We start from the raw sequence: 17,731 nt of genomic DNA on the forward strand, positions 1-17,731 counted from the left end.
ATTAGAAGAATGGCTAATCCACCAAAACCAGCACAGAAACAGCAAACGAAAGTAAGTACGAGAAGTAATACTGGAAAAGCAGCAGTTGCACCAATCAATACAATCAAAATGGCAGATGTGAATGCTGGGACAAAAAAAATTAATCAATGGCTAAAACAAAATACAGGGGGTGTTGTTGATTTAGATACTCTTAAAAATGTTGCAGGAAGCTTACCAGTAATAGGAAATATTATTTCATTAACAGATGCTGTTTATGATGTCATTGAAATTACGAAGAAGCCAAACCCAGGATTCCCCGATTGGCTAAATTTAGGAATTGATTTAGTTGGAGTGATTCCTTTACCTCCTGGGATGGCCGCAGCTCGTACAGCGCTTAGGCCAGCATTGAAAACACTGAAATCCAAAAATTTAACTAAACAAATACCTGATGTAATTATTGAATTATTAACTAATCATGTTAATGAGCGTGTAGCAGGGGAGCTGGATAAATTTGCAGATAAGGCACAGCCTTTAGTTAAAAAGACAGTTAATGATTGTGGTGGCAAAGCTAAAGAGCTTGGCAATAATTTTGCTGATGGTATGAGCAAAATTTTAACGGGAAAAGTTTTTAATTCAAGGAGTGACATTAAAAATGCAAAAGCCAGTTTATCTAAAGTTGGTGACAATATTTTTCGTGATACTGGAAAAGCATTTTCACATGGTGTTTCTTTCTTAGCGAGTGGTCTTTCTGCTGTTGGAAAAGAGTATGGAAATTTAGGAGCTGGTACTGCAACCTATTTCATAGGATCAGATACAAAAGCCTTGATTAACAAGCAAATTGGAGTTTTCAGAAAATTTAGTAATACTGTACCGTCAAAATTAGCGTCTTTAGCCGATCCAAATACAGCTATGAGTTTTTCTTGGTTATTACAAAAACTTTCGATAGCTGCAAAAAACTTTAAACTGAAGAAGGCAAAAAAGACGGTTGCAATTAAACCGAATCAAACTTCACAGAAAGATAAAAAAAGACCAAGTGGGGAATTGGAAACTATTCAAAATCAGAAGGGTGCCAATAACAATCCGAATGATAGTTGTCCACTGAATACAACTGGTGTAAATGGAAGTAAAACCAAGCCAGTGACTAAAACTAAAAGAAGTATCAGTTATGCTTTAGGAACTGAATTCATAACTCATGTAGATGCATATGAATTTGCTTTGTCTAGCTTTGTCCTCTCTAGAACCTACGCTTCAAATTTGTATCAACTGGATGATGGTGAGTTTGGAGCGCGTTGGTTTACGCCATTTATGTCACGCATTATTAATAAAACAGAATATATAGAAGAAACAGAACAGAAAGAAGGACATATCCGTCAATTAAAAGGGTTGCAGTATATTGGGGCAGATGCGCGCCCAATTGCTTTAGCGGATATTAATGTTGGGGAAAGTATTCATGATCAACAGGAAGGATTTTATTACAGTGTGATTTCTGAAAATGTACAAATGATTTCATTTGGTATAGATGAGAAGCACATCTTTGAAAAATATAATGATGAATACCGATTATCAATAATTGAGTATAAAAATGGAATGACGGCAGCAGTTCGTTATGACCATAAGATCAATAATAAGTCTTATATTTCAGATATTTTAATTAAACATAAATCCCAATTGTTGCTACACATCGCATTTAGCATAAATAGTCAAGGTAAGGTTGAAGATGTTTGGGCAATTGAAAAGGGAGAATTAAAACGTCCACTAGCAAGCTATAACTACAATGACAAAGGCGATTTAATTGAAGCCATTACTGAAAATGGCGCAAGTTATTATTACCAATATCATCATCATCTTATAACACGTTATACCGATCTTACAGGTCGCGGTATGAATTTAGAATACGATGGCATTGCACCGACTTCTAAGGCATATCATGAATGGGCAGATGATGGTAGCTCTGAGGTTCGCTTAGAGTGGGATGAGAATATTCGTCTTACCTATGTTATTGATGCATATGGTAATGAAACAGAATATTACTATGATATTGATGGTTATACCTACCGTATTGTTTATCCTGATGGGCTGGAAGAATGGTATTTCAGAGATGAATGTAGTCGTGTAGTTAGACATATTGATACTGACGCAGCTGTCAATGAATATGAATTTGATGAGAATGGCAACTTAACCACAATTACCCAACCTGATGGGGCGACCATCCACTATGACTATGATGATCAGGATCAACTCATTGGTATGGTAGATGCTGAACAAGGTCGTTGGTTTAAAGAATATGATGGTTCAGGAAACATTATAAAAGAAATTGATCCGTTAAAAAGAGAAACAAAGTACAACTACAATGCTATGGGTCTTCCTATACAAATCACAGATGCGAAAGGTGGAAGCAAACAATTAAAATATGATGACCAAGGGAACTTAATCAGTTATACCGACTGTTCAGGTAAAGAAACAAAATGGGAGTATGACCTCAGAGGGCGAGTGACTTCAGTAGAGAATGCTTTAAAAAATAAAGTTGAATATTTTTATAGTGATTTTACGGCTGAAACAAGAGAACCTCTTGAACAAGGTTTACCATTAAACTCGTTTGGTCAACTAGAAAAGATTAAATATAGCGATGTATTAGAAGAACATTTTATTCATGATGCCGAAGGCCGACTGTTGGTGTATATCGATCCAACTGGGAAAAAAACACGTTATGACTATGACCCAGCAGGTCTAATTTCTTATCGTATTGACCCTCTGGGGTATAAGATTAAATATGAGTGGGATAAGTTAAGCCGACTCAAACGATTAATCAATGAAAATGGTGCGGCCTTTGAGTTCTTTTATGATGTAGCTGGTCGTTTAATCAAAGAAATTGATTTTGATGGCAAAGAAACCCTGTATCAATATGACGAGACAAATGGTCAACTTCAAACCAGTATCGAAGTTGCAATGCCTCAAGGGCAAAACTTGTCTGGAAAGCTGGCACCAAAAGATCGTATTCAGCACTTCGTTATGGATAGTATGGGGCGACTTGAACAACGTACTTCTGGTTTTGGATACAAAGGTCAAAATGAATTAGAAGAACAGCAGTTAGAAGAGTTTGCCTATAACAGTCATGGCCAAATTTTATTGGCAAAAAATGCTGAGAGTAAGGTTGAGTGGTTCTACGATGTTGTGGGTAATTTAGTTCGAGAGCACATTCAAGACAATAAAACTCATATGACAGCGGTGTGGAAACATGGCTACGATGAAATCAATGACCGTATTAAAACGATACGCCCAGATGGACAAGATATTGATTGGTTGACTTATGGAACGGGTCATGTCCATAGCTTAATTTTAAATGGCCAAGATATTGTCAGCTTCGAACGCGATGATTTGCATCGCGAAATTGCACGACATTATGCAAACGGTTTAAGCCAATTTGAACACTTTGATGAACAAGGACGGTTGAGTCAGCAACAAATCGTACAAGGCCATGAAAATGGCTATGCAAATGCACAATTGCAACAAGAACAAAATGCTGTTCAAGACACTACAAGTCTATTATCACGTGTCTATCGTTATGATAAATCTGGTCAGCTTGCTCAAATTCAGGACAGCCGTCGTGGTGATATTCATTACAGATATGATCCACTTGGACGTTTACTTGAAGCAACGTCGAAATTAGGTAAAGAAAAATTTAGTTTTGACCCTGCGAGTAATTTAATAGATCGACATCTGGAACAGCAAAATCAAATTCACGAACGTAGAACAGATGAAAACCAGTATGGCTATTTGAAATTGGTCAATAATGTTGTTCGTCAATATTTAGATCAACAATATCAATATGATGCTTATGGACAGTTGACTGCTCAAAAATCAAATCAAGGGGATTTAAACTTATCTTGGGATGTTTTAGGTCGTTTGGTTCGAAGTCGTAATACTGAATATACGGCTGAATATCGTTACGATGCGATGGGGCGACGTTTAGCAAAAAGAAGTAAGCACCATCATACAGGTCAAGAGCTGGATTTTGTTTATGGATGGGATGGTGATACGTTAGCATATGAGTCAAATGAGTCATATACCAAGCATTATATTTATGAAAAAGACAGCTTTATTCCCTTAATTCAAGCTGTTTATCAAACGCCTATACAGGTGCATACAACACCTGTTTGGGATGATAAATATAGTTTTACTCGTGATTTACTTTGGAAGAAGACTCAGAGTAGTCAAGGCTTTGATGATGTTTGGTTCTATCACTGTGACCATTTGGGGACTCCACAAGAGATGAGTGATCTTAGTGGTCAGATCATTTGGAAGGCACAATATAAAGCTTGGGGTGAATGTAAAGCAGAGAAAGTGAAATCAAACTTCTTTGAAAATAGTGAAATCATTTCAAATAATATTCGCTTCCAAGGGCAGTATTTTGATGAAGAAACAAGGCTTCATTATAACCGTTATCGTTACTACTCGCCTTACGTAGGGCGCTTTATTTCTAAAGATCCAATTGGGCTTTTAGGTGGGCATAATGTTTATGCTTATGCGCCGAATCCTATTGATTGGGTTGATCCGAGAGGGTTAGCAAGAGTAAAAGGTTCGAAAGGAAGTAGTGGGAAGGGAGGAGGAGGTTCACCTAAGAAGAAACCTTGTCCAGGTAATCCTTGTGAGGGGAGAAATCCAGCAACTGAAGCTAAGGCTTTTCAAGGACAAAAACCTGGTCAGCCTTATAATTCTTATGATGGAGTAGATTCTTATACAAATGTGGTTATAAAAAAGGGCACAGTACTTTATGCTTTAGAACCTGGGGGGTTAGGTTATGGTGTAACTATTGCAACTGTTAACCAATCTAAAGGTAGTGCTCAAAAATATCATGATTTAGTACAAGTAACACCTGGATGGAATTGGGCTGAAAGTAAACCAAGAGATATGAGAACTAAAGTTAAAGCATTTATTCTTCAAAAAGATTTATGTGTAGCAAAAGGTAAAGCTCAGGCTAATTCTAATTTTACATTTAAGGATGATGATGGAAATACCGTATGGAAAGATCCACATACATATTCTGGTGGTGGGACACAGTTTTATGTTGAAAAAGCTGAGCGTAAAAATTTTAAAGAGGGTAAAGTGAGAAAAATATGAAAATTGGAAATAAAGAAGTACATATCTGTGAATGTCTAAAAGAAATCATGGTAAAAGAAATAGATTTAGGAAATTCTATTAGATCTTATAATGAAACTCCTGAATGGCCAGAACAAGACAGCAGATTTGTTTTTTTAGAAAACAAAATAAATATAACATCTTTGAATGATTTACCTGAATGGATTTCAGTGAGGGTGAATAATGATATGCATTATACTTGGTATAATGAAATTTATTGCAAAAAGCATCATGACTTATTAGCGGCAGGTGATATGTGATTCTAATCTACACGGTTCCCTCTAAAGCCAAATTTAATTAGGAAGAGGGGTTGTAAAAGAGCCTTCTATACGGTCTGTAAGCTAGATTGAAGGAGAGTTTAAAGATTCTTATTCAATTATTTTGAGTTCATAAATTATTTTGTGTGGTAAGTATCATTTTTATGTATTACAAAATTTAGCCCTATATTAAGTTTTATGTGCTCATGTTTTCCCCAAAGCATGAGCATCTTTTTTTTATTTTCTTTAGTTTTTTTGCATAAAAATTTTTCTATTAACATTACTAGGATAAAAAGGGTATAGTATGTATTTAATGTCGTTAATTAATAGAAAATAAAATATAGATAAATTAAGCACTTATTTAAATTAATTTGTTAAGTATATTTTTTGTTTACATAATTATATCAATTGGTAGTAATTCAATAAAACTATCTTACACTATGTTCAATATGTATTTAAAAAAATAAAAAAACCAAATATTCATTATGTTAAGCTTATTAAGTTGTTCGGCTTATGCAGCTGACCCACAATTACGTCCAGACTTATAAATAGATGCCGTTCAGCGCCAGCAACAACGTGATGAAGCATTACAAAAGCAATTACAGCCCGAAGCTGTAGTGCAAACGGGATTAGAAAAACAACTTCAAACCCAAACATAACTGCAATATCTAAAATCAAACAGTGAAGATGTATGTTTGAAATTAAAAAATTTGTGTTGATGGGGGAGGATGCGCGTCAATTTACTTTTACTATGCGCCCCGTCACGCAAGTTGAACATAATCTCATTGGCCGATGTATTGGCGTACAAGATTTAAACCAAGCTTTAGATTTGATTCAAAACAGTATTATTAGTCATGGTTATGTCACTACCCGAATGCTGCTCCCTCAACAAAATATTGCCTCGGGTGAGATTAAACTACAAGTGATTGCTGGGAAGGTAGATCAAATTCAATTTGTTCAAGAGACGTCAAAGCGTGCTCATAAATTTAATGCCTTGCCTGTTCGCTCTGGGGATATTTTAAATATTCAGGATATTGAACAAGGCTTAGAAAACTTTAAACGTGTGCCGACTGTTGAGGCAGACTTTAAAATAAAACCCTCAGAGCAACGTAATCAACCTGGCTATAGTGATTTAGAACTGGGAAGGCAACAAACAAAACCCTACCGGATTCATTTAGGTGTTGATGATACAGGCTCAGATTCAACTGGGAAATCTCAAAGCACAGCAACCTTATCTTTAGACCATCTGTTTACTGATGTGTGCTGAAATTACAGGAGACTTCCACTTGGGAGATTCTATACAGCTAACTTGTAAAAGTCCTCTGCCATTTGATTCGGTGTTTTAAAATCTAACCCTTTTTGGATTCTTTGCTGATTATAAAATAGCTCTATGTATTTTATAATATCCGCTTTCGCTTCTTCTCTTGATTTATAGTTACAATGATGAATCAACTCATTTTTAAGTATTCCCCAGAAGCTTTCAATTGGGGCATTATCGTAACAATCTCCCCCGCTTACTCATTGAAGGGTTAATGGTAATGGATATCACAGCGCAAAATCGATAGAAGATTTAGAGGAAATATTAACTCATAAAAAGGTCGAAATTTTTTATAGCTGTCGAGGAGGAACTCAATATTTTATTGAAAACTCAGATAAAAAATCTAACTTCAATAGGTAAAATAATTAAATATGGAAAATAAATTGAATTTACAAATTATATTGGATGAAAAAATTTTAAAAATTGATAACTTAACTATTGATTTGGCTAATATTCATGCTTTAAATTTTTTCAAAAAAGAATCAATAAATGGCAAACAACACTACTTTTATAATCAACTAATTTATTTAAGTGATATGGTTGATTTGAAAGTATTTCTGAAAACAGAAAATATGATTTATATATTGTTTCAAACCACAGAGTTTTTTGAAAAAGACTTTCTTAACTCTAAGATTTTGAAAAGATTCATGAAAAAATATAAATTAGAGCATAGTAATTTCTATGTAGAACATCTTACTAAAGTTATTTTGAATAAAGAAAATCACAAATGGAATTTAGTCGAGTTTACTTACGATCCCAAACAAGGCGATATTTCCATGAGTTTGGAGTTTTAAAACGTAATAATAAAAATTATGCTTTCTTATTTTTGTTCAAAGTGAGGTGTGAGTTAGTATAAGTTAATGAAATTTAATTTAAATAGAATATATATCTGTGAATGTCTAAAAGAAATCATAGTAAAAGAAATAGATTTAGGAAACTCTATTAGATCTTATAATGAAATGCCTGAGTGGCCCAAGAAAGATAGTAGATTCATTTTTTTAAATAACAAACTTGCCTCAAAATCATTGGTCAATATACCTTTATGGATCTTTGTAAGCATTAATAATGACATGCATTATACTTGGTATAATGAAATATATTGCGAGAAACATCATGATTTATTGACAGCTGGTGATATGTGATTTTGAATAAAACCATTAGTTTGTATTGTAAAAAAATGAAAGTATAAAAGTACGCTACTCTGGAAATTAGTGATGACCATCAAGAATATTTGTTTTCAATAAGTATGATCAAAGAGTTACCATAATTTGTTTCTAATAGAAAAAGGCTGCAAATAGCAGCCTTTTTCTATGACAACTGATGTGTCGTTCAACGCGTGTTTTACCTTACCAGCTCAGCGCGCCGCCAGTCTGATAATCTGTCACACGTGTTTCGAAGAAGTTCTTCTCTTTGCGCAAGTCCATCATTTCAGACATCCACTGGAATGGGTTGTTCACACCAGCAAACTGCTCAGGTAAGCCCAACTGTGCTAAACGGCGGTTACAGATGAATTTTAAGTATTCTTCCATCATCGCAGCATTCATACCCAATACACCACGTGGCATCGTGTCACGAGCATATTCGATTTCAAGCATTGTTCCTTCAAGAATCATTTGAATGATTTCTTCTTGGAATTCAGCAGTCCACAAGCTTGGGTTTTCGATCTTGATTTGGTTAATCATGTCGATACCAAAATTCAAGTGCATAGACTCATCACGTAAGATGTATTGGAATTGCTCAGCAACACCATTCATTTTATTACGACGGCCCATCGACAAGATTTGGCTGAAACCACAGTAGAAGAAGATCCCTTCAAGAACACAGTAGAACGCGATCAAGTTGCGAAGCAAAATTTGGTCGTTTTCAGGTGTACCAGTTTGGAAAGTAGGATCACTTAAAGACTGCGTATATTTCAAGCCCCAAGCTGCTTTACGCGCAACTGATGGAACTTCGCGGTACATGTTGAAGACTTCGCCTTCGTCCATACCTAAAGATTCGATACAGTATTGGTAAGCGTGAGTGTGAATGGCTTCTTCAAAGGCTTGACGCAAAATGTACTGACGGCATTCAGGGTTAGTAATGTGACGGTAAATCGCCAATACCAAGTTGTTTGCAACCAATGAGTCTGCTGTAGAGAAGAAACCAAGAGAGCGCATAACAATGGTACGTTCGTCTTCAGTTAAGCCATTTTCAGACTTCCAAAGCGCGATGTCATGGTTCATGTTGACTTCTTGTGGCATCCAGTGGTTTGCACAACCGTCTAGATATTTCTGCCATGCCCATTCGTATTTGAACGGTACAAGTTGGTTTAAGTCCGCACGACAGTTAATCATCGCTTTGTCGTCAACCTGTACACGTTGTGCACCCATTTCTAGTTCTTCTAGACCAGGAGCAACATCTAAACTTTCTAAGGCGTTAGATGCTCTTGCCAACGGATCGGCTGGATTTGTTGATCGGCTTCGAGGGGTTGAAGTGGGTTGTGCAGTTGCCACATTCTTCTGTGGTTGCTCTGCAGCAGATACCATCTGCGGATTAGCCGCTTTTTGCGGTTCGACGGGCGCAGACTTGTGTTCAGGTGCAGCCGGTTTTTGCGAATCATCTTCGAAATCGTCCCAACTTAGGATAGACATATCAATTCTCTCTACGTTGCTTTATATCTTTTATCGACATCCAGCAGTGCTGAGATGTCTTACTATACGCTTAATTTGTGAAAGCAAAATTAAGTTTTGCCAACCGTTGTTCTAAAACTGTGCATAGAACGTGATTCTCACGACTTATTTTGCTTTCGCTTTTTGCTTTGGTTTGCTTTTACCCAAAAGTAGGCAATTGGCATATAAAACAAAACCACAAAGGAAATCACCAAGGTCGCAAGACCTAACATATAGTTATGTGTCATATGGAGCATGGTGAGTTCCTAGGTCGTCTTTAATTTTTTAATCTCCCTAAATCCCTCTTTATGAAAGAGGGACTTTCACACCTCAATAAGTTTGGTGTAATTCCCCTCCTTTTAGGAGGGGTTAGGGGAGGTGATTACTGACAAGCCTCACAGTCTGGATTGTCAATTGAACACGCCATTGGCACTGGAGCTGCTTGACCAAAGCCTTCATCTTCAGCAACCACTTCTGGTTTAACTTCCTGAGCAACTGCTGCAACAGGCGCTGCCGTTACAGTTGCAGGTTTTACTGCATTCAATGCACCAGTGTTAATGGTTGATTTCTCAGCAGAAGTTGCACCTAAAGCTCGGAGATAATACGTTGTTTTTAAACCACGTAACCAAGCCATTTTATAGGTCAAGTCAAGTTTCTTACCGTTTGCACCAGAGATGTAAAGGTTTAAAGACTGCGCTTGATCGATCCATTTTTGACGACGTGATGCAGCATCCACAATCCAGCGTGGCTCAACTTCAAATGCCGTCGCGAAGATTGCTTTAAGCTCTTCAGGAATACGAGAAATCTTCTGAACTGAACCTTCAAAGTGTTTCAGATCATTCACCATCACAGAGTCCCACAGACCACGGTCTTTCAACGCACGTACTAGGTACGGGTTGATTACTGTGAATTCGCCTGATAGGTTCGATTTTACATATAAGTTTTGGAATGTGGGCTCAATCGACTGAGACACACCACAAATGTTTGAAATGGTTGCAGTCGGTGCAATGGCCATCACGTTTGAGTTACGCATACCGTCTTTTTGAACCTTGGCACGTAAAGTGTCCCAGTCCAAACGTTGAGTGCGGTCAACTTCAAACATACGCTCAGGACGTGTCTTAGCAACAAGGTCTAGCGAGTCAATTGGCAGGATACCTTGATCCCACAGTGAACCTTTGAATGTCTCATAAGTACCACGTTCAACAGCCAAATCACTTGATGTTGAAATTGCGTAGTAGCTGATCACTTCCATCGATTCATCAGCAAAGTCTACTGCTGCATCAGAACCATAAGCGAGTTGCATTTCATACAGCGCATCTTGGAAGCCCATGATACCCATACCCACTGGGCGGTGTTTCAAGTTCGAGTTTTTCGCTTGTGGCACAGCATAGTAGTTAATGTCGATTACATTATCGAGCATACGAACCGCTGTTTTTACTGTACGTGCAAGCTTTTCACGGTCTAACACACCACCTTGAACGTGTTGTACAAGGTTGATCGAACCTAAGTTACATACCGCAATTTCATCTTTGCTTGTGTTTAATGTGATTTCTGTACACAAGTTAGAAGAGTGAACTACGCCAACGTGTTGTTGTGGTGAACGTAAGTTACATACGTCTTTGAATGTGATCCACGGGTGACCAGTTTCAAACAACATCGACAGCATTTTGCGCCACAAATCTTTTGCACGAATTTTCTTGTGCAACATGTTTGTTTCTTTCGCAATCGCTTCGTAGTGTGCATAACGCTCAGCGAATTCTGCCCCCATTAAGTCGTGTAGGTCTGGTGTTTCAGACGGCGTGAACAGTGTCCATTCAGCATCTTCAAAAACACGTTGCATAAATAAGTCAGGAACCCAGTTCGCGGTGTTCATGTCATGCGTACGGCGACGGTCATCACCCGTGTTTTTACGTAGCTCTAGGAACTCTTCGATGTCCAAGTGCCAAGTTTCAAGGTATGCACACACAGCACCTTTACGCTTACCACCTTGGTTAACTGCAACAGCAGTATCGTTCGCCACTTTAAGGAATGGAACAACACCTTGTGACTTACCGTTTGTACCTTTGATATATGAGTTCAAGGCACGAACTGGCGTCCAGTCATTACCTAAACCGCCTGCCCATTTAGATAGCATTGCGTTATCACGCATAGCGCCATAAATGTCATATAGGTCATCATCAATGGTCGTTAAATAGCAGCTCGACAACTGAGGACGTAGCGTACCTGAGTTAAACAGGGTAGGCGTAGACGCCATGTAATCGAAGCTTGACAATAAGTTGTAGAACTCGATTGCACGTTCTTCACGGTTTGCTTCGTTGAGTGAAAGACCCATCGAAACACGCATAAAGAATAATTGTGGCAATTCGAAACGCACGCCATCTGAGTGGATGAAGTAACGGTCAAATAATGTTTGTAGACCTAAGTACGTAAATTGGTTTGAGCGTTCTGGTTGAATCGCTGCGGCCAATTTCACAAGGTCAAAGTTAAGAAGTTCTGGTGAAAGTAGGTCTAGTTCAATACCTTTCTTCAGGAAAGTTTCTAAAGCATCGCCTTCAGCTGTGTCTTCAGACAAGCCAAGGAAAGTTAAACCTGTTGCGACCAATTCATCACGAAGTAGGCGAGCCGTCACGTAGGTATAGTTTGGTTCTTGTTCGATACGGGTACGTGTTGCCATCATCATCGTGGTTGCGATGTCAGATGCTTTTACACCGTTGTAAAGGTTTTTGATGGTTTCATCGATGATCGCTTGAACATTGATGCCTTCTAAACCTTCAGCCGCTTTGGTTACAGTCGCTTCAAGCTTACGCATGTCAAGCGGTTGAAGCTGACCATTGGCGTCAGTAATTTGTAAGGTCGGGTGATGGTTTTCACCTGCTTGTTTACGTGCATCAGCACGTTGATCGCGGTAGATGACATACGCACGAGCAACTTTCTGTTCACCTGTACGCATTAGCGCAAGTTCAACTTGGTCTTGGATTTCTTCGATGTGAATTGTACCGCCAGAAGGTAGGCGGCGACTGAACGTATTTAATACCATCTCGGTAAGTTGAGAAATACGATCGTGGATGCGGCTTGAGTCAGCACTTTGTTGGCCTTCAACAGCCAAAAATGCCTTACCAATGGCAACAGAGATTTTTTCTGCGTCAAAGCTGGCAACATCTCCAGTGCGTTTAATCACCTGAATTTGACCAGGGGTTGAATTCGATACGCTCATGCTAGCATAGCTCCATTTTGTCATCTATTTTTATGTCTATGGACCGTTTGAACTGGGCAATTTTTATGCCACAGTGTTTGAGGTTTAAACACAAGACCTAGTGGTTTAAAAATTAATTGAACACAAGATACGGGAAAATTCAGGGTAGATCAATATTGACATTTTATTAAATATTTTGATCGATCTGGTCTCGAAAAGATCTCAAAAAGATCCCTTTTTTATGATTCTTGTATTAAGCCTTATTAGACAAGGCGATAGCATAACAAAGCTCGGTTTAAGTGCTTATAGATAACATTGTGGATAAGTTCAAAACAGACGAATGAGTGAGTTATAAACTGTTCAAACAGTGATTTGGTATGAAAAATCGCCATTTTGTAAAGAAACGTTTCTTTTGCTTTGGTTGGATATAGAACAAACGTGAGAAAGTACTTATTTTGCGCTTAAAAAAATGTATAACAAAATGCTACTTTGATGTATCAGTTTGGTGAACAAGATCTTGTTTACAATGTAAACGTGTGTATATTGCAAAATATATCAGAGCGTATCCCTTGGATTTTAAAGGATACGTTAAGTCGTCAAAATAAAGGGGCACTCCATGAGCCAAGAAGAAAAGTTACCAAAAATTTTAATCGTAGAAGACGATGAGCGCCTAGCTCGCTTAACTCAAGAGTACCTGATCCGTAATGGTCTTGAGGTTGGGGTAGAACCCGATGGTAACCGTGCCATTCGCCGTATTATTGCAGAACAACCAGATATGGTGGTGTTGGATGTGATGCTTCCAGGTGCAGATGGTTTAACCATTTGCCGTGAAGTTCGTCCACATTATCACCAACCGATTTTGATGTTGACCGCACGTACCGAAGATATGGATCAAGTGCTTGGTCTAGAAATGGGTGCAGATGACTATGTGGCAAAACCAGTTCAGCCACGTGTTTTACTTGCACGTATTCGTGCTTTATTACGTCGTACTGACAAAGCACCTGAAGATGAAGTTGCACAGCGTATCGAATTTGATGATCTGGTGATCGATAACGGTGGTCGTTCAGTGACTTTAAATGGTGAGTTGGTTGACTTTACCAGCGCTGAATATGATTTATTGTGGTTGTTGGCTTCAAATGCAGGCCGCATTCTTTCTCGCGAAGACATTTTCGAACGCTTACGTGGTATCGAATATGACGGTCAAGACCGTTCAATTGATGTGCGTATTTCGCGTATTCGTCCAAAAATTGGTGATGATCCTGAAAATCCAAAACGTATTAAAACGGTACGTAGTAAAGGCTACTTATTTGTAAAAGAAACCAATGGTCTTTAAGCCGTTTATTTGATTCGTTAAAACGGGACATTTTTAGTGTTCAAACACAGTATATTCTTGCGTATCTATGCTGGGCTGGTAGTGCTGGTCGCTATTGTTGCCCTCATGGGATATTTGCTTGTACAAATTATTAACTATCAGCGAGTGCAAGAATATCGCGAGTCTTTGACGGACGGGATTTCCTTTATTATTAGTGAGGGTGTATCCCGTCAGACCAATGCACAGCAAAAAGCAGACTGGATTTCAGATGCTTCAGATTTGCTTGAACTGCCGATTAATATGATCCCAGCCGATAAAGTGGATTTGAGTCGTGCAGAGTTAAAGCGGATCAGTGAGCGTAAAGCGGCTGTGCGTTATGATGCGCAAACGCAAGTGGCGTACCTGATCATTGGTCTAAAAGATGATCCGAATCATTTACTGTATATTAAAGTAGATAAAATTGGTGAGCTGCAAATGAAAGCACTCCCGATTTTTATCCTAGATTATCTGGTGTATTACCCAGGCCAAGAAGAAGAGTACTTGGAAAAAGTACAGAAACATTTCTCTTATCCTGTACAGATTGAAGAAGTACAAAATCTGGCTTTAGAGTCGGAGCAGATTGGTCGTTTGCGTTTAGATCATAGCGTGATCTTATATCGTGATAGTGCTTCTGTGCGTGGCACCACCATTTCTATTGTGTCTCCACCTTTACCAAGTTCACCGAGCAAGGTTTTGGTATTGGGGCCTGTGCCTATTTTTAACTGGATGCCGTTTCAGCTCGCAGCAGGGATTACCTTGTTGAGCCTGTTTGTACTCAGTTTGGGGGTGTATGGCTTGCTTGTACCGATGCAGCGTAAACTGCGTGAGGTCAATTACGGTTTAAACCGTATGAAAGCGGGTGACATGACCCTACGTTTGCCTGTCGACGGCACGGATGAAATGGCCAGTCTAGCCAATAGCTATAACAGCATGTCAGATCATATTCAGCGACTCATCGAGGCGCAGCGTGAGCTGATGCGTGCGGTCTCACATGAGCTTCGTACGCCCGTTGCTCGGATTCGTTTTGGTATGGAAATGTTGGCTGAAGAAGATGATTATGAATATCGTCTTCAGCAAGTCGATATGATTGATAAAGATATTGAGGCTTTAAATACCTTAATTGATGAAATCATGACCTATGCCAAGTTAGAGCAGGGCACACCATCACTCGATATTGAAAACATTGTATTGTTTGAAGTCTTAGATCAGGTGGTGGTTGAGACGGAAGCCTTAAAAACCCAGAAAGAAATTCATTTAAATGCCCCTCCTTTAACTTTAAAAGTTGAAGCTGAACGTCGTTATTTACACCGCGTGGTGCAGAATTTGGTTGGTAATGCAGTTCGTTATGGCGACCATCAGGTGCTGGTCAGTGGTGGTATTAATGACAGCGGTATGGCCTATGTTTGTGTTGAAGATGACGGGCCTGGTATTCCAGAAGACGAGCGAGAGCGCGTTTTTGAAGCCTTTGCACGTTTGGATGATAGCCGGACTCGAGCATCGGGTGGCTATGGTTTAGGTTTGTCGATTGTGAGCCGAATTGCCTATTGGTTCGGTGGTAGTGTTAAAGTGGATCAGAGTCCAAGTCTCGGTGGTGCACGTTTTACCATGACATGGCCGGCACACCGCTTTAGTAAGTCTAAAAAGAAATATAGTGTCAAAGATAGTACAGATCCAAAAAGTTAAGCATAAAAAAGCACCGAAATTCGGTGCTTTTTTATTTTCAATGCTGACTTATTCTTGGATGCTGGCATCAGGAGAAATAATCTGCTTGCCTTGTTTTAGGCTTTCAAGCGCACCTGCATTAAAGTCAATCAATAAAGAGTTGTTTTGCGTATCTATGCCATAACGGCTAATGAGCTTTTGATCACCATTAATCGTTTCAATTTTATATTCATCCACAATATTCATAATGCCATCAAGGTTGGTGGTGGCTGAAGCTTTGTCTTGGCGAAAAAGTTCATAAATGTCGCGTAAATCAAAGATGGCATTATTGGCATCGGGGTGTTTACGAACATAAGTTTCAACATGGCGAATAAGCAACTGGGCAAATAAAAAATAGTTAGGTTTATGGGTGAATTCCAGACTCATGTGGTGCTCCTTATTCTTTGTTGTTGGTTGTTTATATCAATAGCACAAGAAAAAGCCAAGTGCATTAATTGATTGGAGTGATTTGCAAAAAAATACAAAAAATATGAGTGACTTAATCTACTTTTGTACTTTTAAAATAAGCAAAATGCTGCGGTTGATGAGCTGAGTTTTTTAAACCGCTGATTGTGTGATTGTTATCGGAATGAGGCTGAAAAAATGCTTTATAGGCTTTGTTTGAATGTCAAAATTTGGAAAAATAATAGAATAGTAGTGTTTTATTAGATAAAGCGATTGGTTTCGAAATAAAAGGGCTTTCATCGAAAAAATCTCAAAAAACGAAGAGAAATCATCCTAAAGACGAAGGTCTATAAGCTAGCAACTTACGTCAGCAATCGGGTACAATTGGCGGGATTAATTTTGTGTTTGGTGTATTTGAAGGCCAATACATGCATTCTTTGTTAATAAATTAGGCCTGCCAGGAGTTATCCCCGCATGAGTGCCATTACTCCATACGAATGGGCAATTATTGCCTTCGTGATCGGCGTTACATTTCTTTGCGTCTTTATGCTCACTGTCCCATTACTCCTTGGGGGTAAGTCATGGGGTCGTGCAAAGCAAGAGCAATTTGAATCAGGTGTGGTTGGTGCTGGTGGCGCACGTATCCGCCTGTCAGCAAAGTTCTATTTGGTTGCAATCTTCTTCGTCGTATTCGACTTAGAGGCGCTTTACCTTTACGCATGGGCTACATCGGTTCGTGAAGTGGGTTGGGTGGGTTTCACCACTGCAGCAGTATTTATTTTAGTTTTACTCGTTGGTTTGGTTTATGAGTTGTCTACTGGTGCGCTTAACTGGTCGCCTTCTGACAAACGTAAAGCAGCAGGGATTAAACCTAAAGTTGGTTCTCCAAATATGAATCTTGCAGAAATCACTCGCTTTAATTCAATTGAAGAGTTGGTTATGGACCCTACAGGTCAAATCCCAGCTCAATCATCTGGTCGTGTGAAAGAGTCACCGGCTAAATCGTCTGATAAGGAGTAACTCGGGATGAAATATACATTAACCCGTGCGAATCCGGATGCTGATCAATATCCACTTCAAGAGCGTCAAATCGTAACGGATCCGCTTGAAGAAGAAGTGAATAAAAATGTGTTCATGACTCGTTTAGAGGACGTGGCACATACAGCAGTGAACTGGGGTCGTAAGAACTCAGTTTGGCCGTTTAACTTTGGTACATCTTGCTGCTACGTAGAGTATGCAACGACTTTAACAGGCGTGCATGACTTGTCGCGTTTCGGTGCCGAAGTAATCCGTGCTTCACCTCGTCAAGCCGATTTGATGATTGTGGCGGGAACCTGCTTTGTGAAAATGGCTCCAGTTATTCAACGTTTATATGAACAAATGTTGGAACCGAAGTGGGTTATTTCAATGGGCGCATGTGCAAACTCTGGCGGTATGTACGATATTTATTCAGTTGTGCAAGGTGTGGATAAAATCATCCCAGTCGATGTTTATATTCCAGGTTGCCCACCCCGTCCAGAAGCATTAATCCAAGCATTAATGTTGTTACAAGACCAAATTCAATTAGAGCGCCGTCCACTTTCTGCCGTGATTGGTGATGATCTTAAGCCAGTGTATAAGCCAAAGATGATGCCAGAACGTGACCGTAAGAATGCTGAACGTATTGCAGTGAAAAACTTACGCTCTATGGATGAAATTAAATAATTTAAACGACAGTTGTTTTGATGCACCCGGTCTGGGTGT

General features: G+C 38.9%; 11 protein-coding genes and 2 pseudogenes. 8 read left to right on the forward strand and 5 right to left on the reverse strand.

The features are described 5' to 3' along the window. The first annotated feature begins 9 nt into the window (after window positions 1-9). The 3 genes and pseudogenes from AXW61_RS08935 to AXW61_RS08945 form a co-directional block, all read left to right on the forward strand. Complete coding sequence (locus tag AXW61_RS08935) at window positions 10-5,097, forward strand: RHS repeat-associated core domain-containing protein (RefSeq protein ID WP_062034063.1); 5,088 nt, start codon at window positions 10-12, stop codon at window positions 5,095-5,097. Continuing rightward, complete coding sequence (locus tag AXW61_RS08940; protein ID WP_228716260.1) at window positions 5,094-5,375, forward strand: hypothetical protein; 282 nt, start codon at window positions 5,094-5,096, stop codon at window positions 5,373-5,375. Before AXW61_RS08935 ends, AXW61_RS08940 begins: the two co-directional genes overlap by 4 nt. A gap of 512 nt (window positions 5,376-5,887) precedes the next feature. Further along, window positions 5,888-6,627, forward strand: a pseudogene (locus AXW61_RS08945) (POTRA domain-containing protein); the annotation flags it as partial. Between the two features lie 41 nt (window positions 6,628-6,668). Here the strand turns inward: AXW61_RS08945 and AXW61_RS17190 are convergent. After that, window positions 6,669-6,881: pseudogene (locus tag AXW61_RS17190) on the reverse strand (IS3 family transposase); the annotation flags it as partial. A gap of 192 nt (window positions 6,882-7,073) precedes the next feature. On the opposite strand from AXW61_RS17190, the gene AXW61_RS08950 reads away from it, so the two are divergent. Beyond that, window positions 7,074-7,484, forward strand: coding sequence for a hypothetical protein (locus AXW61_RS08950; RefSeq protein ID WP_240487452.1), 411 nt, complete (start codon window positions 7,074-7,076; stop codon window positions 7,482-7,484). 552 nt (window positions 7,485-8,036) lie between these two features. On the opposite strand, the gene AXW61_RS08960 is transcribed toward AXW61_RS08950, so the two are convergent. The 3 genes from AXW61_RS08960 to AXW61_RS08965 form a co-directional block, all read right to left on the reverse strand. Next, on the reverse strand, window positions 8,037-9,320 hold the full coding sequence (locus tag AXW61_RS08960) for a ribonucleotide-diphosphate reductase subunit beta (protein WP_004695366.1): 1,284 nt from the start codon (window positions 9,318-9,320) through the stop codon (window positions 8,037-8,039). Between the two features lie 137 nt (window positions 9,321-9,457). Further along, window positions 9,458-9,595 carry a hypothetical protein gene (locus tag AXW61_RS17600; RefSeq protein ID WP_004695369.1) on the reverse strand — a complete coding sequence of 46 codons (138 nt, stop codon included), beginning with the start codon at window positions 9,593-9,595 and terminating at the stop codon, window positions 9,458-9,460. A 125-nt stretch (window positions 9,596-9,720) separates the two neighbouring features. Continuing rightward, entirely contained in the window at window positions 9,721-12,552 is a 2,832-nt protein-coding gene (locus AXW61_RS08965) for a ribonucleoside-diphosphate reductase subunit alpha (RefSeq protein WP_062034065.1), read from the reverse strand. A 595-nt stretch (window positions 12,553-13,147) separates the two neighbouring features. Here AXW61_RS08965 and bfmR point away from each other — a divergent pair. Continuing rightward, complete coding sequence (gene bfmR, locus AXW61_RS08970; protein ID WP_004695375.1) at window positions 13,148-13,864, forward strand: response regulator transcription factor BfmR; 717 nt, start codon at window positions 13,148-13,150, stop codon at window positions 13,862-13,864. Between the two features lie 36 nt (window positions 13,865-13,900). Continuing rightward, window positions 13,901-15,565, forward strand: coding sequence for a sensor histidine kinase BfmS (gene bfmS, locus AXW61_RS08975; RefSeq protein WP_062034066.1), 1,665 nt, complete (start codon window positions 13,901-13,903; stop codon window positions 15,563-15,565). A gap of 48 nt (window positions 15,566-15,613) precedes the next feature. Here the strand turns inward: bfmS and AXW61_RS08980 are convergent, their stop codons facing one another. Then, the gene (locus AXW61_RS08980) at window positions 15,614-15,970 is read right to left on the reverse strand and encodes a hypothetical protein (RefSeq protein WP_062034067.1); all 357 of its coding nucleotides are present in this window, start codon (window positions 15,968-15,970) and stop codon (window positions 15,614-15,616) included. Window positions 15,971-16,462: 492 nt separating this feature from the next. On the opposite strand from AXW61_RS08980, the gene AXW61_RS08985 reads away from it, so the two are divergent. Both AXW61_RS08985 and AXW61_RS08990 read left to right on the forward strand, forming a co-directional pair. Next, window positions 16,463-17,008 (forward strand): NADH-quinone oxidoreductase subunit A, encoded by a 546-nt coding sequence (locus AXW61_RS08985; RefSeq protein ID WP_062034068.1) that lies wholly within the window; start codon window positions 16,463-16,465, stop codon window positions 17,006-17,008. 6 nt (window positions 17,009-17,014) lie between these two features. After that, complete coding sequence (locus AXW61_RS08990; RefSeq protein ID WP_004695382.1) at window positions 17,015-17,692, forward strand: NADH-quinone oxidoreductase subunit B; 678 nt, start codon at window positions 17,015-17,017, stop codon at window positions 17,690-17,692. Window positions 17,693-17,731 lie beyond the last annotated feature (39 nt).

The sequence above is a fragment of the Acinetobacter sp. BMW17 genome (assembly GCF_001592855.1).
Classification (GTDB): Bacteria; Pseudomonadota; Gammaproteobacteria; order Pseudomonadales; family Moraxellaceae; genus Acinetobacter; species Acinetobacter johnsonii.

Coding starts and splice junctions, on each gene's coding strand:
- AXW61_RS08985 (WP_062034068.1), top strand. CDS start 16,463: ATGAGTGCCATTACTCCATACGAATGGGCAATTATTGCCTTCGTGATC.
- AXW61_RS08990 (WP_004695382.1), top strand. CDS start 17,015: ATGAAATATACATTAACCCGTGCGAATCCGGATGCTGATCAATATCCA.
- AXW61_RS08980 (WP_062034067.1), bottom strand. CDS start 15,970: ATGAGTCTGGAATTCACCCATAAACCTAACTATTTTTTATTTGCCCAG.
- bfmR (WP_004695375.1), top strand. CDS start 13,148: ATGAGCCAAGAAGAAAAGTTACCAAAAATTTTAATCGTAGAAGACGAT.
- AXW61_RS08935 (WP_062034063.1), top strand. CDS start 10: ATGGCTAATCCACCAAAACCAGCACAGAAACAGCAAACGAAAGTAAGT.
- AXW61_RS08940 (WP_228716260.1), top strand. CDS start 5,094: ATGAAAATTGGAAATAAAGAAGTACATATCTGTGAATGTCTAAAAGAA.
- AXW61_RS08960 (WP_004695366.1), bottom strand. CDS start 9,320: ATGTCTATCCTAAGTTGGGACGATTTCGAAGATGATTCGCAAAAACCG.
- AXW61_RS08965 (WP_062034065.1), bottom strand. CDS start 12,552: ATGAGCGTATCGAATTCAACCCCTGGTCAAATTCAGGTGATTAAACGC.
- AXW61_RS17600 (WP_004695369.1), bottom strand. CDS start 9,595: ATGCTCCATATGACACATAACTATATGTTAGGTCTTGCGACCTTGGTG.